At 56.5% G+C, this 24344-nt stretch carries 22 protein-coding genes; 12 read left to right on the top strand and 10 right to left on the bottom strand.

Annotated elements, in window-relative coordinates; all coding sequences use genetic code 11:
* Positions 1–77 precede the first annotated feature (77 nt).
* The 7 genes from hpaR to hpaH all read right to left on the bottom strand — a co-directional run bounded on the left by hpaR (position 78) and on the right by hpaH (position 6276).
* Entirely contained in the window at positions 78–500 is a 423-nt protein-coding gene (gene hpaR / locus CFT65_RS09780) for a homoprotocatechuate degradation operon regulator HpaR (protein ID WP_088827837.1), read from the bottom strand.
* Between the two features lie 95 nt (positions 501–595).
* Positions 596–1567, bottom strand: coding sequence for a 4-hydroxyphenylacetate catabolism regulatory protein HpaA (gene hpaA, locus CFT65_RS09785; protein WP_216360416.1), 972 nt, complete (start codon positions 1565–1567; stop codon positions 596–598).
* Positions 1568–1600: 33 nt separating this feature from the next.
* A complete protein-coding gene (hpaE, locus tag CFT65_RS09790; RefSeq protein ID WP_088827838.1) occupies positions 1601–3136 on the bottom strand; it encodes a 5-carboxymethyl-2-hydroxymuconate semialdehyde dehydrogenase in 1536 nt (511 codons plus the stop codon).
* Between the two features lie 18 nt (positions 3137–3154).
* The gene (locus CFT65_RS09795; RefSeq protein ID WP_088827839.1) at positions 3155–3937 is read right to left on the bottom strand and encodes a fumarylacetoacetate hydrolase family protein; all 783 of its coding nucleotides are present in this window, start codon (positions 3935–3937) and stop codon (positions 3155–3157) included.
* A 3-nt stretch (positions 3938–3940) separates the two neighbouring features.
* Positions 3941–4609, bottom strand: coding sequence for a fumarylacetoacetate hydrolase family protein (locus tag CFT65_RS09800; protein ID WP_088827840.1), 669 nt, complete (start codon positions 4607–4609; stop codon positions 3941–3943).
* A 32-nt stretch (positions 4610–4641) separates the two neighbouring features.
* Positions 4642–5448, bottom strand: coding sequence for a 4-hydroxy-2-oxoheptanedioate aldolase (gene hpaI, locus CFT65_RS09805; RefSeq protein WP_088827841.1), 807 nt, complete (start codon positions 5446–5448; stop codon positions 4642–4644).
* A gap of 24 nt (positions 5449–5472) precedes the next feature.
* Positions 5473–6276 carry a 2-oxo-hept-4-ene-1,7-dioate hydratase gene (gene hpaH, locus CFT65_RS09810; RefSeq protein ID WP_088827842.1) on the bottom strand — a complete coding sequence of 268 codons (804 nt, stop codon included), beginning with the start codon at positions 6274–6276 and terminating at the stop codon, positions 5473–5475.
* Between the two features lie 310 nt (positions 6277–6586).
* On the opposite strand from hpaH, the gene CFT65_RS09815 reads away from it, so the two are divergent.
* From CFT65_RS09815 to CFT65_RS09835, 5 genes are all read left to right on the top strand, one after another.
* A complete protein-coding gene (locus tag CFT65_RS09815; protein ID WP_088827843.1) occupies positions 6587–6973 on the top strand; it encodes a 5-carboxymethyl-2-hydroxymuconate Delta-isomerase in 387 nt (128 codons plus the stop codon).
* Between the two features lie 121 nt (positions 6974–7094).
* Entirely contained in the window at positions 7095–8132 is a 1038-nt protein-coding gene (locus CFT65_RS09820) for a TRAP transporter substrate-binding protein (protein ID WP_088827844.1), read from the top strand.
* Between the two features lie 4 nt (positions 8133–8136).
* Positions 8137–8652 (top strand): TRAP transporter small permease, encoded by a 516-nt coding sequence (locus CFT65_RS09825; protein WP_088827845.1) that lies wholly within the window; start codon positions 8137–8139, stop codon positions 8650–8652.
* Between the two features lie 23 nt (positions 8653–8675).
* A complete protein-coding gene (locus tag CFT65_RS09830) occupies positions 8676–10004 on the top strand; it encodes a TRAP transporter large permease (RefSeq protein WP_088827846.1) in 1329 nt (442 codons plus the stop codon).
* 42 nt (positions 10005–10046) lie between these two features.
* Positions 10047–10541: a universal stress protein gene (locus CFT65_RS09835; protein WP_088827847.1), complete on the top strand. Its 495-nt coding sequence runs from the start codon at positions 10047–10049 to the stop codon at positions 10539–10541.
* A 157-nt stretch (positions 10542–10698) separates the two neighbouring features.
* Here the strand turns inward: CFT65_RS09835 and CFT65_RS09840 are convergent, their stop codons facing one another.
* The gene (locus tag CFT65_RS09840) at positions 10699–13293 is read right to left on the bottom strand and encodes a bifunctional aconitate hydratase 2/2-methylisocitrate dehydratase (protein WP_088828207.1); all 2595 of its coding nucleotides are present in this window, start codon (positions 13291–13293) and stop codon (positions 10699–10701) included.
* Between the two features lie 257 nt (positions 13294–13550).
* Here CFT65_RS09840 and CFT65_RS09845 point away from each other — a divergent pair, with 257 nt between their 5' ends.
* Positions 13551–14159 (top strand): tRNA-(ms[2]io[6]A)-hydroxylase, encoded by a 609-nt coding sequence (locus CFT65_RS09845; protein ID WP_088827848.1) that lies wholly within the window; start codon positions 13551–13553, stop codon positions 14157–14159.
* Here CFT65_RS09845 and CFT65_RS09850 read toward each other — a convergent pair.
* The gene (locus CFT65_RS09850; RefSeq protein ID WP_088827849.1) at positions 14151–15035 is read right to left on the bottom strand and encodes a LysR substrate-binding domain-containing protein; all 885 of its coding nucleotides are present in this window, start codon (positions 15033–15035) and stop codon (positions 14151–14153) included. The genes CFT65_RS09845 and CFT65_RS09850 overlap by 9 nt on opposite strands.
* Positions 15036–15180: 145 nt before the next feature.
* Between CFT65_RS09850 and CFT65_RS09855 the strand changes: the two genes are divergently transcribed.
* From CFT65_RS09855 to CFT65_RS09870, 4 genes are all read left to right on the top strand, one after another.
* Positions 15181–15951 carry a ferredoxin--NADP reductase gene (locus CFT65_RS09855; protein ID WP_088827850.1) on the top strand — a complete coding sequence of 257 codons (771 nt, stop codon included), beginning with the start codon at positions 15181–15183 and terminating at the stop codon, positions 15949–15951.
* Between the two features lie 114 nt (positions 15952–16065).
* On the top strand, positions 16066–17643 hold the full coding sequence (locus CFT65_RS09860) for a PQQ-dependent sugar dehydrogenase (protein WP_088827851.1): 1578 nt from the start codon (positions 16066–16068) through the stop codon (positions 17641–17643).
* 68 nt (positions 17644–17711) lie between these two features.
* Positions 17712–18104, top strand: coding sequence for an acyl-CoA thioesterase (locus CFT65_RS09865; protein WP_088827852.1), 393 nt, complete (start codon positions 17712–17714; stop codon positions 18102–18104).
* 155 nt (positions 18105–18259) lie between these two features.
* Complete coding sequence (locus tag CFT65_RS09870; RefSeq protein ID WP_088827853.1) at positions 18260–18916, top strand: OmpW/AlkL family protein; 657 nt, start codon at positions 18260–18262, stop codon at positions 18914–18916.
* A gap of 71 nt (positions 18917–18987) precedes the next feature.
* Here CFT65_RS09870 and CFT65_RS09875 read toward each other — a convergent pair whose 3' ends face one another.
* Positions 18988–21966: a hypothetical protein gene (locus CFT65_RS09875; protein ID WP_172408450.1), complete on the bottom strand. Its 2979-nt coding sequence runs from the start codon at positions 21964–21966 to the stop codon at positions 18988–18990.
* 198 nt (positions 21967–22164) lie between these two features.
* Here CFT65_RS09875 and CFT65_RS09880 point away from each other — a divergent pair, with 198 nt between their 5' ends.
* Together CFT65_RS09880 and CFT65_RS09885 are read left to right on the top strand one after the other, a co-directional pair.
* Positions 22165–23052 (top strand): hypothetical protein, encoded by an 888-nt coding sequence (locus tag CFT65_RS09880; RefSeq protein WP_088827855.1) that lies wholly within the window; start codon positions 22165–22167, stop codon positions 23050–23052.
* Positions 23053–23313: 261 nt separating this feature from the next.
* A complete protein-coding gene (locus tag CFT65_RS09885) occupies positions 23314–24339 on the top strand; it encodes an amino acid ABC transporter substrate-binding protein (RefSeq protein ID WP_088827856.1) in 1026 nt (341 codons plus the stop codon).
* The last annotated feature ends 5 nt before the right edge of the window (positions 24340–24344 follow it).

Raw genomic sequence — 24344 nt, forward strand, 5'->3', positions numbered from 1 at the left:
TAAATAATAACCTAGTTAATATGTTATCTAATGTCAATGTCGTCAAGTCCGGGAGGCAGGCCCTCCATGAGGGGGTTTCAGGGCTTCACGTTACAGAGTTTGTTCAGCAACTCTTCCAGCGTTCTCATGTCTTCCTGCGAGAAACGCTCCGCCATCTCTTGATAACGTGCCTCAATGCGCGGGCTCATGCTGGTGAACATGCTTTTGGCTTTGTCAGTCAGGCTGATCAGGATTCGGCGCTGATCTTCAGGTGATTTGCGACGTTTTATGTAACCCTGTTGTTCCAGCCGGTTGATGATTCCGGTGAGGCTCGGACTGAGTATGCAGCACAGTTCAGCGAGCTGTTTCGATTCCAATTCCTCGAATTCATTGAGTGCCCGGATAACGCGCCATTGCTGTTCGGTAAGGGGGATTTCCTGAAGCAGGGGGCGGAAAAAGGCCATGGCAGCCTCTCGGGCCTTGAGCAGCCGGAGGGGAAGCGAATCATCAAACTTGCGCATGAATTGGATTACCTTTAGTGGTCCGGTCTCTGGCGATCTGGCTAGCCATATAAAAAAGTAGCAATGGGCTATTTTATTAATGTATTAAGGAATGTCTACTGTGTTCCGCGCACCGCTGTTTTCTTGCGGAATTGCTGGGTGGTCATCCCGGTGTGCTTCTTGAAGAAGCGTGAGAAGTAGGCAGGATCAGAAAAACCAAGATGGAAGCAAATCTCGTTGCTGGAAAGGTTGCTGAAAATAAGCAGGCGCTTGCTTTCCTGAATAACCCGGTCGTGAATCAGCTTTTTAGGGGATCTGTTGGCAATGCGCTGACAGGTCTGGTTCAACCGGCTTTCCGAAATCGCCATTTCCATGCTGTAGCGAGGCAGATGCCACTGCTCCTGGTAGTGTTCTTCGATCATATCGGTGAAACATCGGAACAGCCGGAGATCCTCGCTGTTGACGGTTCTGCTCGCGGACCGTTTGAAAGAGAGTCTGGCCAGGCGGATCAGTAACAGCCGGACCAGACTCTTGAGTGCCAGTTCCTTTCCCATTTGATCCGAGGACCATTCCAGCTGGATATCCTCCAGGATACCGGCCAGCAGTGCCCACTGGGTTTTCTGCTCCCCGGGCAGCCGGTCCCGTTCCAGGCAGATACCTTCAGTGAGGCTGGTATCAATGTCCCGACCGACATTGTCTTGCATCAGTTGCCATACAAGGGACTGGTGAATCGTCAGTACGTGTCCACGGGCGCTGGGATCCGTGCGGAAGGAATGGGGAATGGAGGCCGGCGTGCAGAAACAGCTGGGGCCGGTTACCTCATAGACCTTGTCATCAATATGGAAATCGATCGTACCGCGATCAATATAGTGGATCTGGACATACTGGGCGTGGCGGTGCACCGGCATGTCGCGGCCATAGAAATCAGCCAGATTTTCCAGCACATCGTAATGTATGGGCGCATCGAGATAGCGCCTGTCGTAATCCTGTCCCAGGATGATGTTGGGAATCCATTCGGTGTGATTGGCTTCGCTCATAGGGCGAATATAGCAAAAGTCCGAAAGGGCCGGAGCCCCGTGCCGCGGCATGGGGCTCCGGCTGCTTCGGTCTTGAGCCTGCAATCAGCCTTTGCCAAGCTGCGGAACCCGGTGGGTCCCGTGGGCGATGCAGACGTTCTTGGTTTCCATGTAGAAGTCGAAGCTCCAGTCACCGCCGTCGCGGCCGATACCCGACATCTTGATGCCTCCGAACGGAGAGGGCAGGTTGCGGTTGTTTTCGGAATTCACCCAGAGCATGCCAGCTTCGACGTGCTTGGCCATGCGCATGGCGCGGCCGGTGTTTTCCGTCCAGATATAGCCGGACAGTCCGTATTCCGTATCGTTGGCGATCGCAACGGCTTCCTCTTCGGTATCAAAGGTGATGGTGGTCAGTACCGGGCCGAAGATCTCTTCCTGTGCGATGCGCATCCTGCTGGTGGCTTCGGTGAACAGGGTTGGCTCCAGATAGTTGCCGGCCGGGTCCAGGTCGCCGCGCGCCTCTGTGATGCGCTTGCCGCCCACGGCGATGTTGGCGCCGTCCTCTTTGGCAATGTCGAAGTAGCTCGAAACCTTGTCGTAATGCTCCGTGTGGACCAGCGGACCGACTTCGGTATTCGGATCCAGCGGGTGACCGACTTTCAGATTGCGTACTCTCTGTTCCAGTGCGGCGAGGAACTTGTCACGAATGCCGCTCTGGATCAGTAGACGGCTCGAGGAAGTACAGCGCTGACCGTTGAGGCTGTAGATCATGAAAACGACTGCATCCAGCGCCCGCTCGAAGTCGGCGTCGTCAAACACGATGACCGGGTTCTTGCCGCCCAGCTCGAAGTGCATGCGTTTAAGGCTGTCGGCACCCTGGCGCATAACGTGGGAGCCGGTGGCGGATTCTCCCACCAGTGCCACCGCCTTGATGGCAGGGTGTTCGGTCATTCGCTTGCCAACGCTCTCGCCGAAGCCATTGACCATGTTCCAGACTCCCTTGGGCAGCACTTCATCGGCGATTTCTGCCAGGATATGCGCACTCAGGGGCGTCAACTCGGCCGGCTTGTGGACAACGGTACAGCCCGCCGCCAGCGCCGGCGCGATTTTCCAGGTCGACAGCATGAATGGTGTGTTCCAGGGCGTGATGATGCCCACGGGACCGATCGCCTTGCGGACGGTAAAGTTGGTGTGTTCCTGTTGCTGAAGGGCAAGGCCGTCCTGGGCTTCCGGTGCCTTGTCGGCGAAGAATCGGAAGTTGGCCGCGCCGCGTTCGGCTGCTTTTTTCATGAAGCGGATCGCCTGGCCGCAATCCATGGATTCGACCAGGGCGATTTCGTCGGCCCGCTCGACCAATCGGTCGGCAAATTTATTCAGTAATCGCTTGCGCTCGGCGCCCGGTGTGGCCGCCCAGGCTTCAAAGGCATCCTCGGCTGCCTTGCAGGCCGCATCCATATCGTCCGTGGAGCCGGCCATGATCTTGCCAATGGCGCTGTTGTCGGTCGGCGTGATGTTGTCATACTCTTTGCCGCCGTTACCCTGGGTGAATTCGCCGTTGATGTAATGGCCGGTGGTGGTGTTCCTGAAGCGCTCCAGGTAGCGCTGGGCACGTTCCAGGTTGGTCGCGTTGGTATCGCTCATGATTGTTCTCCTGAAGGCTCAGTATTTGTCGCCGTAGTACTCTTTCTCGGAGACGATGCGTGTCTCGAGTGAGCAGATGTTTTCGATCGTGCAGACCACAGTGTCTCCGGGCTGCATATCGACCACGCCGTGCGGAGTGCCGGTAGCGATCATGTCACCCGGGTTCAGGGTCATGATCTTGCTCAGGTATTCCACCAGGAACGGAATGTCGAAGATCATATCTTTCGTTGAGCCGTCCTGGGTGGTCTTGCCGTTGACCTCGGTCGTCAGGCGCAGGTTATTGACGTCTGCGATGTCATCGCGGTCGACAATCCATGGTCCCATCGGCAACAGGGAGTCCCGGCTCTTCACCCGCAGGTTCGGGCGATAGTAGTTTTCCAGATAGTCGCGAATGGCAAAGTCGTTACAGACGGTGAAGCCTGCGACGTAATCCATCGCATCTTCACGTTTGATGTTCTTGCCCGCTTTGCCGACTACCGCCACGAGCTCGCACTCGTAATGCTGGAACTCGATATTGTCGGGGCGGTAGCTCACTTGCTTGTGCCCGGTCAGGCTATTGGCATGCTTGATGAACACCAACGGTTCCTTGGGCGGCTCGAACGCCAGTTCCGTGGCGTGGTCGGCGTAGTTCAGGCCCAGTGCGAAGATGGTGCCAGGCTTCTTGACCGGTGGCAGCCAGGTGATGTCATCGGAATCCAGGGTTACGTCCAGCTCCCGGCCGTCGGTGGTGGTGATTCGATCGTTGGCGTCGATGTCGATATCGAGCTCGCGGCCTTCGAAAATGATGCGTGCATGTCTCATGGATCAGGCGTCTCCCAGTGTGTTGGTCAGGGTGCCGACACCCTTGATGGTTGCTTCCACTCTGTCGCCCCTCGCCACGGGGACCCGGTCACCGGCAAAGCCGACGGCGATGACCTCTCCCGGTTGCAGGGTCATGATCCGGGAGATCTTGCTGATCAGTTCGGCAACACTGCGCTCCATATTTGCCAACGGAAACGCGCTTTTCTGTTCACCATTGATCTGAATGGTGACAGTGAGGGCTTCCGGATCGGCAACGATGTCGGCCGGCACGATCTCCGGCCCGACCGGTGCGGACGTGTCCAGGCACTTGCCTTTGATGTCGGGCCGGAAGTAGCTCACCTCGGGAAGGGAAAAATCGCAGACGATGGTGTAGCCGCGGATATAATCGAGTGCTTCGGCCTGACTGACCCGGCAGGTCTCCCGGCCGATGACCACGCCCAGGCTGGCGCCAACGACCATGGCTGGCACATCGTTGCCATCGAAATCCTTTGCCCATTCCACCTCGGCACCGTCCACGTTCCAGGTATTACGCGGCTTGTAGTAAAGCACCGGTTGGGTCGGTGGTTTCTTGTAGGGCGCCTCGTTGAACGTGTCTTGCAGAGCTGCCAGTTGCGACTTGTCATTCAGTGCGACGCAGACGAGCTTGCTGTTAACCAGGGTGTTTGCTGTCATGAGTAACCTTTTGCTGTTACGGGGGGCATTTATCAATAGCCGGCCTTGGGTTTGTCGTCTTCAACCGGAGCGCCCTGTTTGAATCGCTGCGCCAGCTTGCGAGTTTCCGTGGCGAGGATCATGGTGTCGACGCCCACGCCAACGAAATTGGCGCCTTGCTGGACATAGCTCTCTGCCAGGGATGGGTCGAGACAGAGCAGGCCAGCGTATTTGCCGGCAGCTCGTATTTTGCCGAGCCCCATGTTGATGGTGTCGACGACCGACGTGTTGCCAGCGTCGCCGATGTAGCCCATGGACGCGGACAGGTCGGACGGGCCGATGAAAACTCCGTCCACCCCCTCAACTGCCAGGATCTCGTCGAGGTTGTCCATGGCGCTGGCGGTTTCCACCTGGACAATCAGGCAGATCTCATCATTGGCCTTTTTCACATAGCCCGGTACCTGATTCCAGCGGGCCGCCCGAGCGAGCGACGTGCCGAGGCCGCGGATACCGTCCGGTGGATAGCGAATCGCCCGCACGAGCTGTTTTGCCTGCTCTGCGTCCTCGACCATCGGTACCAGAAGGGTCTGCACACCGATATCAAGCAGCTGTTTGATCAGTGCGGTATCGCCTTCGACACAGCGCACGATCGGGGCGACGTCGTAAGGCGCCATTGCCTGCAGATGAGAAAGGATTGTGCGCAGGTCAAACGGCGCATGTTCGCCGTCGATGAGTAACCAGTCGAAGCCGGCCACAGCAGCAATTTCGGCCGCGCTGTTGTCCGGCAGGCCCAGCCAGAGCCCATATTGGGTTTCACCTGTGGCCAGCCCCTGTTTGAAACGGTTCTTGGGCAGTTCCATGGTCGTTTCCTCGGTGCAATCTGTTTATTCGAAGTTCAGGGCGACGCCACCCAGGGAACCGAAATCGGCATGCACGGTATCGCCGGCCTTGACCGGGACCGGACGGGTGAAGGAGCCGGACAGAACGACCTGACCCGGTTCGAGGCCAACGCCGTGTGGCGCAAAGCGCCTGCAAACCCACGAAATGCCCTTGAGCGGATTGCCCAGAACACCGCCAGCGAGACCAGTTTCTTCGATCTGGCCGTTCAGGTACAGCATGCAACCGGCCCAGCGCAGGTCCATGTCCATTGGCTTGATGGGTCGACCTCCCATAACGATGCCGGCGTTGGCGGCATTGTCGGAAATGGTGTCGTAGACTTTGCGGGTGTAGCCGGTTCCGGGATCGGTACGCAGGCAGCGGGCCGCGATCAATTCGAGGGACGGGATGATGTAGTCGGTTGCGTTGATCACGTCGAAAATCGTGACATTGTCGCCGAACAGGGGCTTTTTCAGAACAAAGGCCAGTTCGACCTCTATGCGCGGATCTAGGAAGTCCGACGCCTTGATGGTGGCGCCATCCTCGAGCAGCATGTCATCAAGCAGCACGCCATAGTCCGGTTCGTCGATATTTGACGACATCTGCATGGCACGGGAGGTCAGGCCAATCTTGTAGCCGATCACCTTACGACCTTCGGCCACCTTGCGATCCACCCAGGCTTTCTGGATGGCATACGCCTCGTCCATCGTCATGTCCGGATGCTCAAGGGTCAGGGCCGGGATCTGTTTACGGCTGGTCTCAGCCTGGTACAGGCGGTCGGCAGCCGTTTCGATCTGATCTTTCGTCAACATGCTTGCAATGCACCTTTTTTGTTGTCGGGTGGATGACCCATGGTGGTCTTTCGCGGGCTGCATTGGCCCGAGTCTGGAGACCGGGGCAGGCGATGGGCCGAGCCGGTCTATTTGGTATTTTAGTTAACATATTAACTAAGTCAAGCCTCCGGTTGGGCGCTGTTCAACGCTCATTTCCGGGCCAATTTCATTTTCAGGACCGAGTTGACAAAACTTAATATGTTAATTAGATTCTGGGATGTGCCCGTCTTGCGAATGTTGCCGGGGACGTCCAATAACAACGATGAACCTTTCAACCGGGACTCATCCTATGCCTCATTTCATCGTCGAGTATTCAGGTAACCTCCACGACCGTCTGGAATTCCAGTCGCTGTTCTCACGTCTACACGAATACGTTGTCTCTACCGGGGCTTTCCCCATCGGTGGCGTTCGTAGTCGGGCTATTCGTTGTGATGACTTCCGGGTTGCGGATGGCAGGGAGGACTTCTCGTTCCTCAATCTGACCCTGAAGATTGGCCATGGTCGGGACATGGCGCTGAAAAAGGAAGTCGCAAAGCGGGTGTTCGACATTCTCTGCGACTGGATGAAACCCGTCACCGATACCAGCTATTGCCAGATCTCATTCGAGATGACCGAGCTGGATCCTGTTCTCAAGTTCAACAAGAACAATATTCATCCTCTGTTCTCAAATAACTGACGAGAGTTTGATACCGGTGGCGCTGCAGGACCTGTAGTCGCTGCTTCAGAAAGATTCGCGGGCCTTTCAGGGCCGCGGCAAAGCAAGTAAAAAGTACAAAACAATCAGGAGATAGGCCGTTATGACAAAAACAAAGCACTTCACCAAAGCCGCTATCCTTTCACTCGGGCTGGCAATATCCGGCAGCGCTTTCGCTGCCACGACGCTGCACGTGGGGACCTGGCTGCCGCCGACCAACCCACAGAACGCTGAGGTATGGCCGACCTGGGCCAAATGGGTCGAAGAGGCAACCGAAGGACGGGTTAAGGTCGAAATCGAAAACGATCTGGGCCACCCGAAAACCATGTTCCAGCTGGTGGAGGACGGTGTTGTCAATGCCGGATTCAGTTACCACGGTTACGTTCCGGGACGTTTTAAATTGCCCCAGATTGTGGAGTTGCCGGGCCTGGGTGTAGGCGCTGAGGCAGGCTCGGTAGCACTCTGGCGGGTGTATAACAAGTACTTCATGGATTCCGGCGAGTTTGAAGGTTTGACCCTCTTGGGCATGTTTACTCATGGTCCGGGCTATATCCATTCCATTGAGCCAATCACTTCTTTCGAACAGATAAAGGGCAAGAAGATTCGCATTGGCGGCGGCGTCCAGAGCGAGCTTGGCGAGCGAATGGGCGTGACTCCGGTTTCGGCGCCAGCCCCGAAAGTTTATCAAATGATGCAGCAAGGAGTGATAGATGGAGCCTTCCTTCCCATTGGTGAGCAAAAGACTCTGCGTCTGAAAGAGGTTGCGCCCAACGTTACCATGCTCCCTGGAGGCATGTATCTCGGTAGCTTTTCCATGTTCATCGACCCGTACTTCCTGGAACAGCTGGACCCCAAGGATCGCGAGGCGATCATGAGCGTATCGGGTGAAAAACTCTCCGCCCTGGCCGGGCGTGCCTGGGATGGTATTGATGACGAGGGCCTGAAGGCCGCGCAGGAAGCGGGCGTCAACATCATTCGCGTTAAGGAAGGGGATCCGATGGCACAGGAGTTCCAGAAGCTGATTAAGGGTATGGATGAGCAGTGGATCCAGAATGTGTCTGATCGTGCCCCGAATGCCGGGCAGGCGCTCAAAGAGCTGCGGACCGTAGCCCGAGAGTATGAGCGTGAGCACCAGGAGTAACCTCATGTCTCTCGCTACATGGGTCAACAGGCACTACAGCGAGAAAGGGCCAGCCAAGTGGCTGGTCTTCTTTCTGGAGGTTGTAGCAGCGTCAGTTCTCTTCCTGCTCATGTTGACTACCTGCCTGGATGTGGCCGGTCGTTATCTTTTCAACAATCCCATCCCCGGTGCCACCGAGCTAACCCGGCTTGGCCTCGCTCTGATGGTATTCGCTGCGATGCCCGTTATCACCTATCGGGGCGGGCATATCGTGGTGGATCTTCTGGATAAAGTGCTAGGGCAGGCGGTATTGAAGGCTCTCGGACTGATTTCCGCCCTGATTATTTCCTCTTCGATGTACTTCCTTGCAGTAAGAATCTTTGAGCTTGGCGAGAGATCAATACGGCGTGGTGTTGTGACGGAATTCCTCGGCCTGCCCAGTGGGTATATCACCGAGTACATTGCCATCATGAGCTGGCTTACCGCCGCGTGCATGATAACGCTCGGCGTCTATCGCATCCTGTTCACTCCTGAAAAATAAATCACTCAGTTACGGGAAATTCTATGACCGTCGTGCTGACCGGCTTTGCCGTTCTCCTTTTCATGATCGTGGTTCTGAGGGTGCCGATTGCCTTTGCCATGGGCCTGGTCGGTTTCTTTGGTTTTGCCTTTCTGATGGGCTTGGACCTGAACAACGTCATGGATTTCCGCTGGCGGGGTGCCCTGTCCATGGCGTCGAACCGGGTGATCGATACGGTCCAGAATTATGGCCTTTCGGTCATTCCTTTGTTCGTTCTGATGGGTAACCTCGTGACCCGCTCCGGCCTGGCCCAAGAGCTTTATCAGGTTTCCAATGCCTTCCTCGGCCATCGAAAGGGCGGATTGTCCATGGCAACGGTAGTAGCCTGTGGCGGTTTCTCGGCGATCTGTGGCTCCAGTCTGGCAACCTCGGCCACCATGGGCAAGGTCGCCATGCCACCGATGCGCAAATACGGTTATGCCGACTCGTTGGCTACCGCCTCTATTGCTGCTGGCGGCACTCTGGGAATCCTGATTCCGCCGAGCGTCATTCTGATTATTTACGGCCTGTTGACGGAGTCCTCTATCCGTGAACTGTTCGCCGCCGGTTTCATTCCGGGCATCGTCGGCATGCTGATGTATATGGTCGCGGTGCGTTATGTCGTCTGGCGGGATCCCAGCGCCGGCCCTGCGGGCGAGAAAGCCGAATGGCCGGAACGTTTGCGCGCCCTGAAAGACGTTTGGGGCGTTTTACTGTTGTTCACCGTCGTCATGGGCGGTATCTATCTGGGTGTCTTCACGCCGACGGAAGCGGCGGGCATCGGTGCCGGTGGCGCTTTCATAATTGCCCTTGCCCGGCGCAGCCTTACTGTTGCAACGCTCTTCGAAACACTGACGGATACAGCGCGCACTTCCGCGATGCTGTTCGCCGTGGTGATCGGGGCGCTGATTTTCTCGGACTTTATTAACCGGGCCGGGCTGCCAGACATGCTGCTGGGGTTTGTGACTGGGCTGGATGTGGCCCCGATTTTCGTGATTCTGGCAATTCTGGCTATTTATATTGTGCTTGGGATGGTGTTTGAGAGCTTGTCGATGATCCTGCTGACGGTGCCCGTATTCTATCCGCTGGTGGAAAGTATGGGCTTCGATCTGGTGTGGTTTGGAATAGTTGTCGTTGTTGTGACAGAGATCAGTCTGATCACGCCACCCGTCGGCATGAACGTCTTTGTGCTCAGTGCCGTATTGCGGGATGTTAAAACGGGCACTATCTTCAAGGGTGTTACCCCGTTCTGGTGTGCCGATATTGTGCGCTTGGCGCTGATTGTATTTGTTGCTCAGATTGCACTGTTTTTGCCGGAGCTGCTTTACCATTAAGCGGCACAGCCTCATCTCTCATTGGTGGATAGAGGAGAAAAAATGTTTCATGACGTAAAAAAAATATTATATGTCTCCGATCTCGAACAAGGTTCCCGTCCGGCATTCCGGGCAGCGGTCAGCTTGTGTGGCCATTACTCAGGGGCTCAGATCACCTATCTGCATGTAATTGAGTCTTTGTCGGGTACAACTCGCAGCCTGTTGAGTAACATGATGGAAAAAAGCGAGCTCGACGAGATGCTGCAGAAGGGCGTTGAAGCATTGAGTGTCAAGGTCCGCGAGCGAATTGAACGTTTCTGTGCGGAAGAACTGGAAGAGCACGAAGTGTTAAGCCTGAAGAACATTGAGGCGCGCATCGAGGAAGGTACGCCCTGGCGTAAAATTCTTGAGGTCGGCGACGACATGAATGCCGATGTGATCGTTATGGGAACTCGCAAGCACAGCTCGTTAGGGCAGGCATTGATTGGCTCTACCGCGACCAAAACACTGACCAACTCGAAACGTCCGGTGCTGATCGTGCCCCTCGGTGTGGCCTGACGCGAAGGCGCTGATTGGGGCGCAAAGTGGGTGAAGTGGATTACCCTGACGATGTTGGCTGCCATACTGATAAGGCTGGTGTTGTTCTAGCAGACAATTAAAAACGCCAGCCCCGGGGGCTGGCGTTTGCACGGAGCTCGACCTTGAAGGTCAGGCCTTAAGCGACGTTCGCTTCAGCAGCCTTCTTGGTGTAGTTCTCCATCTGGTCGAAGTTGAGATACTTGTAGATCTCTTTCGACATGCTGTTGAGGTCCTTGGCGTACTCCATGTATTCCTCGGCGGAGGGGAGTTTGCCCAGTACCGCGCCAACCGCTGCCAGTTCCGCGGAGGTCAGGTACACGTTGGCACCATCGCCCAGACGGTTCGGGAAGTTACGGGTGGAGGTTGACAGCACGGTGCTCTTGGCCGCGACACGTGCCTGGTTACCCATGCACAGGGAGCAGCCCGGCATCTCGGTGCGAACACCGGCGGTGCCGTAGATGTTGAAGTAGCCTTCTTCCATCAGCTGAGCCTGGTCCATCTTGGTGGGAGGTGACATCCAAAGGCGCGTCTTCAGGGGTTCCTTGTTCTGCGCCAGCAGCTTGCCGGCGGCACGGAAATGACCGATGTTGGTCATACAGGAACCGATGAATACCTCGTCTACCTTGTCGCCGGCCACTTCGGACAGAGTCCGGGCGTCGTCCGGGTCGTTCGGGCAGCATACGATCGGCTCTTTGATTTCGGCCAGATCGATTTCCACCACGTGGGCGTACTCCGCGTCCTTGTCGGCACGCATCAGCTTCGGATCAGCCAGCCACTCTTCCATCTGCTGGGCGCGACGCTCCAGGGTACGTGGGTCGCCGTAACCTTCGGCAATCATCCAGCGCAGCATGGTGATGTTGGAGCGCAGGTACTCGGCCACGGACTCTTCGGACAGGTTGATTGTACAACCGGCAGCAGAGCGCTCGGCAGAAGCGTCGGACAGCTCGAATGCCTGCTCTACCGTCAGATGCTCTAGACCTTCGATTTCCAGGATGCGGCCGGAAAACTCGTTGATCTTGCCTTTCTTCTCAACGGTCAGCATGCCCTGCTTGATGCCATACAGCGGGATGGCGTGTACCAGATCACGCAGGGTGATGCCTGGCTGCATTTCGCCCTTGAAGCGAACCAGAACGGATTCCGGCATGTCCAGAGGCATAACGCCGGTCGCCGCGGCAAACGCCACCAAGCCGGAACCGGCCGGGAAGGAGATGCCCATCGGGAAACGGGTGTGGGAGTCACCACCGGTACCTACGGTGTCCGGCAGCAGCATGCGGTTCAGCCAGGAGTGGATGATACCGTCGCCCGGGCGCAGGGAAACACCGCCACGGGTACGGATAAAGTCCGGCATGGTGTGCTGCATTTCCACGTCAACCGGCTTCGGGTAAGCAGCAGTGTGGCAGAAAGACTGCATGACCAGATCGGCCTGGAAGCCCAGACACGCTAGGTCTTTCAGCTCGTCCCGCGTCATCGGGCCGGTGGTGTCCTGGGAGCCTACGGTGGTCATGTGTGGCTCGCAGTACGTGTTCGGACGAACGCCTTTGCCTTCTTCCAGGCCACAGGCTTTGCCGACCATCTTCTGGGCCAGGGTGAAGCCTTTGGTGCCGGCCTCGGGATCTTTCGGCAGGCGGAACAGGTCGGTCGCGCCCATGCCCAGTGCTGTACGAGCCTTGGCAGTCAGGCCACGGCCGATAATCAGTGGGATACGACCGCCGGCCTGAACTTCGTCCAGGATTACCTCGGACTTGAACTTGAACTCGGAGATAGTCTCGCCGGCCTCGTTCAGGATCTTGCCTTCATACGGGCGGATCTCGATAACGTCGCCCATGTTCATGTCGTCGACGGGGGCCTCGAAAACCAGGGCACCGGCATCTTCCATGGTGTTGAAGAAGATGGGGGCAACCTTGTTACCGATACAGACACCGCCGGCACGCTTGTTCGGCACGCCCGGGATGTCTTCACCGAAGAACCACAGAACGGAGTTGGTGGCCGACTTACGGGAGGAGCCAGTACCGACCACATCACCCACGAAGGCAACAGGCAGGCCTTTGGACTTGATCTCGTCGATCTGGCTCATCGGGCCGGTTACACCCGGCTCTTCCGGCTTCAGGCCGTCACGTTCCATTTTGTAGGCAGCACGGGCGTGCAGCGGGATGTCCGGGCGGGACCACGCATCCGGGGCCGGAGACAGGTCGTCGGTGTTGGTTTCGCCAGTGACCTTGAACACCACCATCTTGGTGCTCTCGGGTACCTTCTTCTTGTTGGTGAACCACTCGCCGTTGGCCCAGGATTCGACGACTGCCTTGGCAACTGGGTTGCCTGCGTCCATTTTTTCCTTCACGTCGTTGAAGGCGTCAAACATCAGCAGTGTGCGCTTCAGCTGCTCACCTGCAAGTTCGGCCAGTTCGGAGTCGTCCAGAAGGTCAACCAGGGTCTCAATGTTGTAGCCACCCTGCATCATACCCAGCAGCTTGACCGCTGTCTGCTTGTCCAGCAGCGGAGAAGAGGCTTCGCCTTTTACGATGGCGGTCAGGAACGCAGCCTTTACATATGCGGCCTCATCGACACCCGGCGGTACGCGGTTTTCCAGGAGATACACCAGGGTATCTTCCTCACCGGCCGGCGGATTTTTCAGCAGATCGACCAGAGCAGCGGTCTGCTCGGCGTTCAGGGGCTTGGGAGGAATACCCAGGGCTTCACGTTCAGCAACGTGTTCACGATAGGCTTCTAACACGATATGGACCCTCATCAGTTGGAATGTCCCGCGCCGTTGGCTTCATGCCTTGGCGGGAGGTTTTTGGCGGAAAGGCCGCAGGAGCCTCTGAATAATGCCTCAAATCACCGATGGGGTTTCAGGGTTTATTCAGAGACTCCTTAATCTGGCGCTGCATTCTATAGGAAACCCCTTATAAAGTTAAGTTGGACAGAGGTCGGAGAGATCTGTTAAGTGCGCTATACTCGCCAACCGCAAATCAATCAACATACCGAGCCATGAACAACGCCCTGCAAGAGATTCATAACTTCCTTCCGTGCCGGACCCCGCAACGATGGATCGACAATGCCCTGGCGAACCAGGACCTGATGCTGATCGATCACGCCCATTGCGAGAAAAAGGCAGCCTCCACAGCGCTCAGCCTGATGTATCGGTATGTCGACAATACCGATCTGCTCAACAAGATGTCCCGGCTGGCCCGGGAGGAGCTCCGGCATTTCGAACAGGTGCTCTTGATCATGAAGAAGCGGGGCGTGGACTATTGCCACCTCACACCGGCTCGTTACGCTGCAGGGTTGAGACAGGAAGTCCGGTCAGAAGATCCCGGGCGTCTGGTGGATGTGTTGATTGTAGGCGCCATCATCGAGGCACGCTCCTGTGAACGGTTTGCCGCGCTCGCTCCATTCCTGGATGAAAAGCTGGCGGATTTCTACATCAGTCTGCTGAAATCCGAAGCCCGGCATTACCAGGATTATCTGACTCTGGCAGAGCAGGCCGCCGGTGGGCCGATCGAGGCGCGCGTGGGCGATTTTCTGGCGCTTGAGAAAGCGTTGATCGAGAATCCGGATACGGAGTTCCGGTTCCACAGTGGGCCGGTTTCAGCGTAGCTGCCTGCACAGATCTATCCAGGCATCAATGCCAGCGCTGCGATATTTCTGTTTGTGCAGGATGAAGTAGAACTGGCGATCAAACCGTCGGTGCGCAGGGACGGTCAGCGGCACCAGACTGCCACGCTTGAAGGCGTCGGCCAGCACGACTTCAGACAGGCAACCAATGCCGAGGTCTGCTTCTACCGCGCGCTTGATGGCTTCCGTGTGTTCCAGTTCCAGCAGTACGTTCAGATCCGGTAACAGGCCGTGCATGCCTCGCTCAAAGCTTTGGCGCGTGCCTGAGCCCTGTTCTCGCATTATCCAGGTGGCGTTGCGCAGGTCCTCATCTGAAAGGGACGCTTTGCCGGCCAGAGGATGGCTGGGCGAACAGAACATCACCAATTCATCTCCTCGCCAGGGCAGCACGTCCAGTTCGGAAGATTGCAGCTCCCCCTCAATAAGGCCAATATCCAGTTCGAAATCTTTCACCCTTCTTGCGATGGTGCTGGTATTGGCGACTTCCAGGGAGACTCTCGGGTGTGTAGGGGTATTCATGTATTGGGCCATGACACCCACGGCCAGATAGTTGCCGATAGTAAGCGTGGCGCCCACTTTTAGAGCACCCACTTCCGTGTGCTTGCTGAAGGCCTGTTCCAGTTCATTGGCCTGGGCCAGGACGGCTTCCACCTTCGGACGGTATAGCCGCCCGAGTTCGTTTAACTGGAGCCGTTTTCCAACGCGGTCAAACAGCTGGATATCGAACTGGTTTTCCAGTTCTTTCAGCGCACTGCTGGCCGCGGATTGCGACATGGCCAGTGATTCGGCCGCGCGGGTAATGTTCTGGTAGTGCGCCGCTGCAAGGAAAACTTCCAGCTGTCGGAAACTGTATTTCATAACTTTTTGCTCTTAATCGGCCCACTCGAATAAGGTTATGAGAATATCCCATTTTCCCGATAGGTTAGTGCCGGGTTAGAATTAGCGCAATCCAAAGTTAAATCATTCGCCGTAAAACAGCGTATCGAACAGGCAAGAGGTTTTCATGAGCAACCTGATCAAAGAGAAAGTTACCAGCGTTCATCACTGGAACGATACTCTGTTCAGCTTCACTACAAGCCGGGATCCGGGCTTTCGTTTCAAGAACGGTCATTTTGTCATGATCGGTCTGGAGACCGAGGGCAAGCCGCTGATGCGCGCGTACAGTATTGCCAGTGCCAACTACGAGGAGGAGCTTGAGTTCTTCTCGATCAAGGTGCAAGACGGCCCACTGACATCCCGCCTGCAGAAAATCCAGGTGGGCGATGAGATCCTGGTGAGCCGCAAACCGACGGGAACCCTGATTCTGGATAACCTCCTGCCGGGCAAGAATCTGTGGCTGATCAGCACCGGCACAGGGCTGGCGCCGTTCATGAGCATCATCAAGGACCCTGAGGTCTACGAGGCGTTTGACAAGGTTATCCTGACCCATGGCGTTCGTTACGTTTCCGAACTGGCCTATCAGAAGGAAATCGAGGAACTGCCGGAGAACGAATACTTCGGCGAAATGGTCAAGGGCAAGCTGGTCTACTATCCGACCGTCACGCGGGAAGAATTCCGCAATCAGGGTAGGCTGACCGATGCGATGGAAACCGGCAAGATTACCCGTGATCTGGACTTGCCGGATTTCGATCCGGAGACCGACCGTTTCATGATCTGCGGCAGCCCGAGCATGCTCAAGGACACCTGCTCCATCCTGAACAACATGGGATTCAAGGAAGCCCGCGGTGGCGACATGGGGCATTACGTGATCGAGAGGGCGTTTGTGGAACAGTGAGTTTGCAGTCTGAAACCGCCTCGAAAAAGCCGGAGCGTGATGCTCCGGCTTTTTTGTGTTTGTATCTGACAGAATTGGTCGTATAAACGGCAAAGGGTTTTGGAGGCGGAAACAATGGCAGGAAAGCAGTTGAAGATAAACGTCATCAGCTTTTTGGTGGCACTGCTGGTCGGGGTGGTTCTTGGCACAGTGGTTCAGACACAGTTAAACCTGTTGGCCCTTCAGGCTATGGGGGTGGCGGTTGGACTTGACGCCCGCGTTTCCGCCACCGTGCATGACCTGGCCTCCTTTGCGCCGCTCTACCTGATCCTGTTTGGCGTCAGTTTCCTGGTTTCCCAGAGTGTCGCTGCGACCGTTTCCCGGCTCGTAGGGCGTGGACTGCGGGTACCACTGTTCGCCCTGGCGGGGGCAGCCGGGCTTTGGACGGCGCTGATGATTGTCAACGCCCTGGCACCCATGCCGACGCTGATTGCAGCGACCCGGTCCGCGGGTGGATTGCTGGCCATGTTGTTAACGGCGGCGTTTGCCGGTGCCTTGTTCGCCCGCTTGACCGCCAAACCGTTCGCGGGTGTCAGTGGCCACACCTCAAAAACCCTGCTGGCCTGTTGCCTGGCAGCAGGCCTCGGGCCGCTGCCTGGGCCGGCACAGGCCCAGTCTTCCGGCGACTATACCGTAGAGACGGTGACCTCCGGATTGGAGCATCCCTGGTCTCTGGCCTTTCTTCCAGGTGGCGGGGCCCTGGTAACCGAGCGGGCCGGGCAGTTGCGGCGCATTTCAGGGGAGTGGGAGCTGGAGCCGAAGGCGATAACCGGTGTGCCGCCGGTTTTCAATGATGCGCAGGCAGGCCTTTTTGATGTCCTGTTGTCGCCAGAGTTTGATTCCAACCAGGAGATTTTTCTCGCCTACGCCTGTGGCGCTGCATCTGCCAATCATCTTTGCGTTGCCCGCGGCCAGCTACAGAGCATGGCCTTGCGGGAGGTTGTCGAGATATTCCGGGCCAAACCGGCGAAGCAGGGCAGCGCCCACTACGGTGGCCGAATGGCATGGCTTCCGGATGGTACGCTGATTGTCACTCTTGGCGACGGGTTCGACTACCGTGAGCAGGCTCAGGATTTGTCCAGTCATCTGGGCAAAATTGTCCGGCTGAACCCGGATGGCACGGCCCCCGACGACAACCCCTTCGTAGGTCGGGATGAAGCTCTTCCAGAAATCTACAGTTACGGGCACCGTAATGTTCAGGGGCTGGTCTACGATTCCGTTGAGGACCTGCTGATTGCCCATGAGCATGGCCCGCGTGGTGGGGATGAGATCAACATTATCGAGCCGGGGCACAACTATGGCTGGCCGGTGATCACTCACGGCATCGACTACACCGGAGCCATGATCACGCCGTTTGTTGAGCAGGAGGGTATGGAGCAGCCGTTGTTGCACTGGACGCCTTCAATCGCCCCCTCAGGGATGACACGTTACCGGGGTGACCTGTTTCCGGACTGGCAGGGAAACCTCCTGGTAGGCGCCCTTGCTGACAAAAGCGTTCATCGCGTCACGCTGGAAGCCCGGCAAGCAAGCGATGTGGAGACACTGTTCGAAGCGCTTGGCGAACGGGTCCGGGATGTGGCTACCGGGCCGGACGGCGCGGTGTATCTGCTCACTGACAGCGCCAATGGGCGGTTGCTGCGTATCGTGCCTTAGTCACAGTTCTGGGGTGTTTGCGTCCGGCCGGTGTATAGTAAGCGGTTTTCAGAAAGAGGGAAGCCGCTATGTTTCATCTGGAACTGGAACCACGTTTCAGCGATACCGATGCCCTCGGGCATATCAGCAATACCACTCTGCCGGTCTGGTTCGAGCAGGCCAGGACGCCGGTTTTCCGGATTTTTCACCCGACCCTTGAAGCCGAGACCTGGCCGTTGATCATCGCACGGCTGGAGATTGATCTGATGGCACAGAGCTACTGGCATATTCCGGTAACGATCAAAACAGGTATCGGTAAGATCGGCAATTCCTCATTTCATGTCATTCAGGAAGCCTGGCAGGGCGACAAGCAGATTGCCCGGGGTGTTGCAGTGTTAATTCATTTTGATTACGAAACGGAGAAGGCACTGCCGATTCCCGACGGAATCAGGGCGAAGCTTTCCGAGCACCTCACGGAATGAGGATTGGCAGGCAACCTGGATACGCCCGAGAAGTTCAACGTTAATGATATCGGTCAATACCGCTGGAGAAAATCGTAGCTACGCTTAAAAAGCTCAGAATATAAACAAGAGCATTGAATCATCCCGTCAAAACACGTTCATGGGAGGTAGACATCATGAAGGTATTTTCTGTTTCACGTGTGGCCAGCGCGGCAGTTTTGTCCTTGTTCGGGATATGTCAGGCAGGTCCTGTTCTTGCTGGAGCCGGTGATTTCTATGTCCGGGCGGGCATAAGTGCCATGGACCCGGATACCGGAAGTGAGAGCTTCTCAACCATACCCCGAAGCGGTGTCCAATTGGATAGCGATATTGCTCTCAGCGGTGCCCTGGGCTGGTTCTTCACGGACTATGCGTCCCTCGAAATCAGTTCCTCGTTGCCATACTCGCCAAAACTGGAGGGTAATCACCGATTGAAAGAGCTTGGGATTGGCAACATCGGGGATGTTAAATATGTACCCACCTATCTTACCGTGAATTTTTTCTTTCAGGACACGTCGGCGGTAACTCCCTACCTGGGAGCAGGGGTTGCCTTCAACAAGTTCTACGATGAAAACGCCAGCCTGTCCGGCCTTGATGTCAACCTGGACAGCACCTTCGATCCCACAGTTGTCGCTGGTGTCGAGCTGGATTTTGGGGTGCCGGTGCTGGTCAATTTTGACGTTCGCTATACGCCCCTGGCGACAGACGCCGAATTCTCCGGAGCCATTGATGAGACTGTCGAAATGGATCTCGATCCGGCGGTATTTACGTTGGGCGTAGGCTATCAGTTCTGAGCCGGATTCAGTGGAGATAAAACGAAAAGGGCCGGGAATTCCCGGCCCTTTTCATTTTAGCTATTGACGTGTCATTGACGGAAAACGACCAGACCACCGCCGCCATCGGCGACATAGACCCGGCCGTTTGCAATTGCAGTGCCTGTCGCTTCCCCGACGGTCTGCTGATGCTCCATTAGTACCGGGTTGGCCGGATCGCTCCAGTCGAGCTTGGCAACACCGGCTTCTCCGTAGGCCACGTAGAACAAAAGCTTGGACTCATCCAGAGTGTACCAGTGTCCGTCGCCGTCGATAAGCAGAGTATCGGCCGGGAAGTGTTGCGGCGTCATGTATAGGGCTTCCGGATCGGAATCCTCCAGGCCCGGCTCTTCCTGAAGCCGATACTGGGCTACTGCCTCAGGACGGTAGTCCGCACCACCGCCTCCCGGTGTGAATACTCTGTCTGGCTCAACACCGTCGGGCAGGGGCGCCAGGAGGTCGTCAATGCTGTAGGCCAGCAGTCCGAAACCGCCATAGCTGAAGTAGGCATGTTCGCCTATCACATCGACATCCACACTTCGGCTGTCGGCTTTGCCGATATGCACGGTGCCGTCAAGTTCCTCTTCAATCTTGATGGGCTGGAAGATCTTGATCAGCTCCATGCCAGGGGCATTGCCATTTACCAGGAGATCGGTCATGTCGACCACTGCGATACCGGAATGGCCGGCAGCCACGAAGGCATAAACGCTGCCGTTCTCGGGGTTGGTCCAGAGTTCCACGCCAGAGGCCCTGCCGAGCTGTGGTTTTCCGGTGGCAGAGCCCAGATTGGCGACGACGTGATTGCCGGTGCCATCGCTCGGGTTCATGGTCATGTCGTAGACGGTCAGCCCATTGCTGCCATCGGCCACGACCGCATAGTTATCATGAAAGTCCACATCGTAGGCATGGTCCTGCCGGCTGATACCCCCGTAGGATCCGGTCGCCAGGTTGTGCTCATAGAAATCCGAAGGCTGCGGTGTCAGTAGCAAGGGTGTGCCCGGCAGACCCTGGCCTGACTCTGCGCCGCTTACATCCACGCGCCGTAAACCGAGGCTCTGGGACATGACATAAGCCATGTTGTCTCCGCCACCCATTATCACATTGTAGGCGTGTGGCGTGGGATAAACGGTGGAACCATCGGGATTGTCCACTTCGTACTCATCGACAACGGTATTGGCGACCACGTGAGGCTCGTCAAGTGGGTTTCCGTCTTCGTCAGCAACCTGCCAAACGCTCATGCCATGAGGGCCATCGGCCATGTATAGATATTGGCTGGTAGCGGCGACGCCCTGGGTATGACCCACTGCCAGAGGAGCGGTGGGTGTTCCATCTGAAGCCGCATAGGTTTCCTCGGTACTGGCGAAGTACGCCGGAACAGTGAACTTGGTGCTCATATCCGTTTCGCCGGTGGTCAGGTCTCCCAGATCCATAAAATTGAGGCCGCCGGCGCCAGTGGCCTGCACTACGTCTATAGCGCCCGTCGTGTCGCTGACAGTGGGCATCAGGAACAGGGCATTGCCGTGGCCACTGACCTCACCCGTTACCAGAAGGCTGGGAGCCTCATACATCCATATAGGCAGGGACTCATTGTCATCCGGGTCCCATGCGCCCATGTCATAGGAAGTCACGAACTCGTAGTCTGGCCAGTGCAGAAGCGGGTTGTCGTCATTGTCGAAAGGCGCGCCCTGCTGTTGCCAGCTGGTGCTGGGGGTCTGCGCACCTTCGATTGCAACAAGGCCAGCAAAGTGGTCTGCGTAAAGCACGCGATCATTTGCCGTGTCCACCTCTACATCAACAACTCCGGCTTCCTTCAGCATGCCAACACCGAAGTAGGGGAACAGGCTCTTTGACTGTTCACCGATCGGCTCATCCGGTCCATGGGCGGGCACCGCCGGGGCATATCCCTGATACGTGATGTTCCCCGGATCAGTGGCGTCCACAGCTACCAATCCGGCCAGTCCATAGGCGAGATAGACAATTGTCTCGCCACTCCCCCCGTATGTTTCGACGTCCAGTTTGTTGGCCTTGTAGTAATATTTGCCATAACGGTCGAAATCCGCCCAGGGGGTTGGTGCATCCACATCGCCGTGCCACACGTCCTGGATTTCGAACGATGCCTGGTTGTAGTTGGGCATACCGGTGTCGGGATCTATGTGGGTGCCGGGATCAAAAACCTCGTTGGACACATCCATGTTGAGGAACCAGTCTTCCGAAACACTCGTATCCGTGTACAAGTTGTAGTAGCCGACCCGATCGAGGGTTGCCGGATCATACACTCCAAGGCCAAGGAAGCCGATTGCGGCATACAGGTTGCCATCTTCATGGAGCTGGAGGTCCGCTGGAGCGCCCCAGGGATGCTCTCCGGAGTACTGCAAGGTGTAGACTTCGGCATCTATCAGCAGAGTGCCATCGTCTTCGGTTACCGGCGTAGCGCTGATGACGTTGGCAAGGGCCGTTCGGTGGATGCCGTAACTTTCGTCCGCGATCCATAGGTCGGTGCCATCGGTTTCCAGGGACTTGATAAAGCCGTGCCCTTCAATAACGACATCCGTCACCAGGTCACCACCGCCTTCGGCGAAGGTGATCCCATCCTGATAGTAATTAACGGGCGTGGTGTGCAACACCTCCATGGCAGCCGGATCGGTGATGTCCACGACAGCTATGCCGGACTCGCGAACTGCCGCAAGGGCATAGGTTCGACTATTATAGGAAACGACGAGAATGTCCTGAATAAAGCTTTCCAGCTCGATTTCATTCACCGCCCCTGCCGCGCTCTGGATGGGTGTCATGGCCAGACGGTTGGCCATGTTGTATATGGCCCAGTCGGTATCGCCCATTTCGGCCCGGGCGACGGCTGTTGTAGCGCCGCCGATTTGGATCGCTTTTTCGCTCAGGAACGCCTCGACGATGGCTTCACCCTCGGGGACGCCCTGAGATGCATCGTTGTCGCTGCCGGTACAGCCGGCCAGCGTTGTTAGCGCCCCGAAAATCAGGGCGCCCGAGATAGCCGAATAAGACAGTTTTTCACTCATAGCCTGATCCTCCATTGCATTCTGGCTGCTGCGAGTAGCTCTTGTTTTAATCGTGGGCAAACACAACACCTTTTAGGTTAGGCTCATTGCCAGAAAATGCAGTGCCCATCAATACAAAGTAAATCCAGGGAACGCGTATCTGCATTGACGTACCTCAAATCCCTGCCATATGTTCGTGGCCTTTAAGGAGGTGAGCTAATGACGTTTAAATCCAGTGTGGTGCTTTTAGCGGCAGGAATTCTTGCTCTGGCTGGTTGTGGTTCTGATAACCGGACGGATTCGATCGACGCCGAAGTCGCCATTTCCGATGCTCCAGCCCCCCCGGTCGCAGACGTGTCTATGGTTCTCAGCTCCGCTCAGCTGGACTGGGTAGGCCAGCAGATTTTCCGCAACGAATGCGCAGGGCGTTTTCAGTGTCTGGTCCACTGGAACGACGGCGAGGCGTTTCCGTCACTGGGTATCGGTCACTTCATCTGGTATCCGGAGGGCGTTGAAGGGCGATTCGTCGAAAGCTTTCCTGCCCTGATGGAATACATGGAGCAACGTCAGGTCAACATTCCTGAGTGGTTGCGATCGCTCGAGCCTTTCGACGCTCCCTGGAGTGAAAAAGCAGACTTTCTGGCCGTAGACGATTCACCACGAGTAGCAGAGCTGCGAGAGTTTCTGGCGGGTACTCAGGGGATCCAGGCTGAATTTATATTCCGGCGAGCCAGGCAGTCGCTCGGAAGGATTGTTGATGCAGCTCCGGATGATCGAAAGACAGAAGTGGTGGCGAGGCTGGAAGCTCTGAGTCAGACACCGGGCGGCGTCTACGCCATCATTGACTATGTGAATTTCAAGGGTGAGGGGCTTTCTCCTACGGAACGCTACAACGATCAGGGTTGGGGTCTGTTGCAGGTGCTTTTGGAAATGTCTGGTTCACCAGACCAGAGCGCCCTTGTGCAATTTCGGGAGGCGGCCGGCACCGTTCTCACACGCAGGGCTGAAAATGCAAAGGATCCGATCGAACGAGAGCGCTGGCTGCCAGGATGGCTGAAGCGGCTCAAGACCTATAAAGAGCCTCCCGTCTTTAAAATTTCCCAATAATTTTGCATAAAAACTAGTTCATTTCCCGAACCTTGTTCTACTTTTAATAGGCGCGGCCCTTGATCTGCCTTTTTTTGGCGCATTGGTCTTGGGCGAAGGCGCTGTATTGGTGCACGAAACGGCGCCACCTCGTTCCAGATTCGCCTGAAACGCGCCGATGATTGATAAAAACAATATAAATCATCGGTTTACGGTGAGTGGCTTGCAAATTGCTGAGCACATTCGTCGCGATAAAACCAACTGATGTTCGGAGAAAAGACAATGAAAAAGACGAAATCGATTGCCCTGGGGATTGCTCTGGCGGTAGGCACTTTTTCAGCTACTGGTGCCATGGCGGCCACAACTCTGGAGAACGTCAAGGAGAAGGGCCACCTTCAGTGTGGCGTGACCAGCGGGTTGCCAGGTTTCTCTCAGCCTGATGAGAAAGGTAATTGGACCGGTATCGACGTGGACACCTGCCGTGCGGTAGCTGCGGCCATCTTCGGTGACGCGAACGCCGTTGAGTTTACGCCGCTGACCGCGAAGGAGCGTTTCACAGCCCTGCAGTCCGGCGAAATCGATATGCTCTCCCGTAATACCACCTGGACACTGACCCGAGATGCCTCTCTTGGCCTGAACTTCGCCGGTGTGAACTACTACGACGGGCAGGGCTTCCTGATCAACAAGGGTATTGGCGTGGACGACGCCACTCAATTGGACGGTGCCACCATCTGTATCCAGGCCGGCACCACCACCGAACTTAACGCTTCTGATTATTTCCGCGCCAAAGGTATGGAGTTCAAGCCGATCGTATTCGATACCTCTGAGCAAACCGTTCAGGGTTTCGCAGCTGGTCGGTGCGACGTTCTGACCTCAGACCGGTCGCAGCTGGCGGCATTGCGTTCCAAGCTGTCTGATCCGAGTTCAGCCAAGATCCTGCCAAACACCATTTCCAAGGAGCCGCTGGGACCAGTTGTTCGTCAAGGTGACGATCAGTGGTTCAATATCGTCAAGTGGGTACTCTCCGTGCAGATCAACGCCGAAGAGTTGGGTGTGACCAGCGCCAACGCCGACGACATGCTGAAATCCGACAACCCGAACATTCAGCGCCTGCTGGGTACCGATGGCGACATGGGTGCGAAGCTCGGACTGCCGGATGACTTCGGATATCAGGCCGTGAAACTGGTGGGTAACTACGGCGAGATGTACGACCGCAACGTAGGTCCGGATACCCCGCTGGGGCTGGATCGCGGTATCAACGCGCTGTGGACTGAAGGCGGCATCATGTATGCGCCGCCGGTCCGTTAAGACCT

It is taken from the genome of Marinobacter sp. es.048 (genome assembly GCF_900188435.1).
In the GTDB taxonomy this organism is placed as follows: domain Bacteria; phylum Pseudomonadota; class Gammaproteobacteria; order Pseudomonadales; family Oleiphilaceae; genus Marinobacter.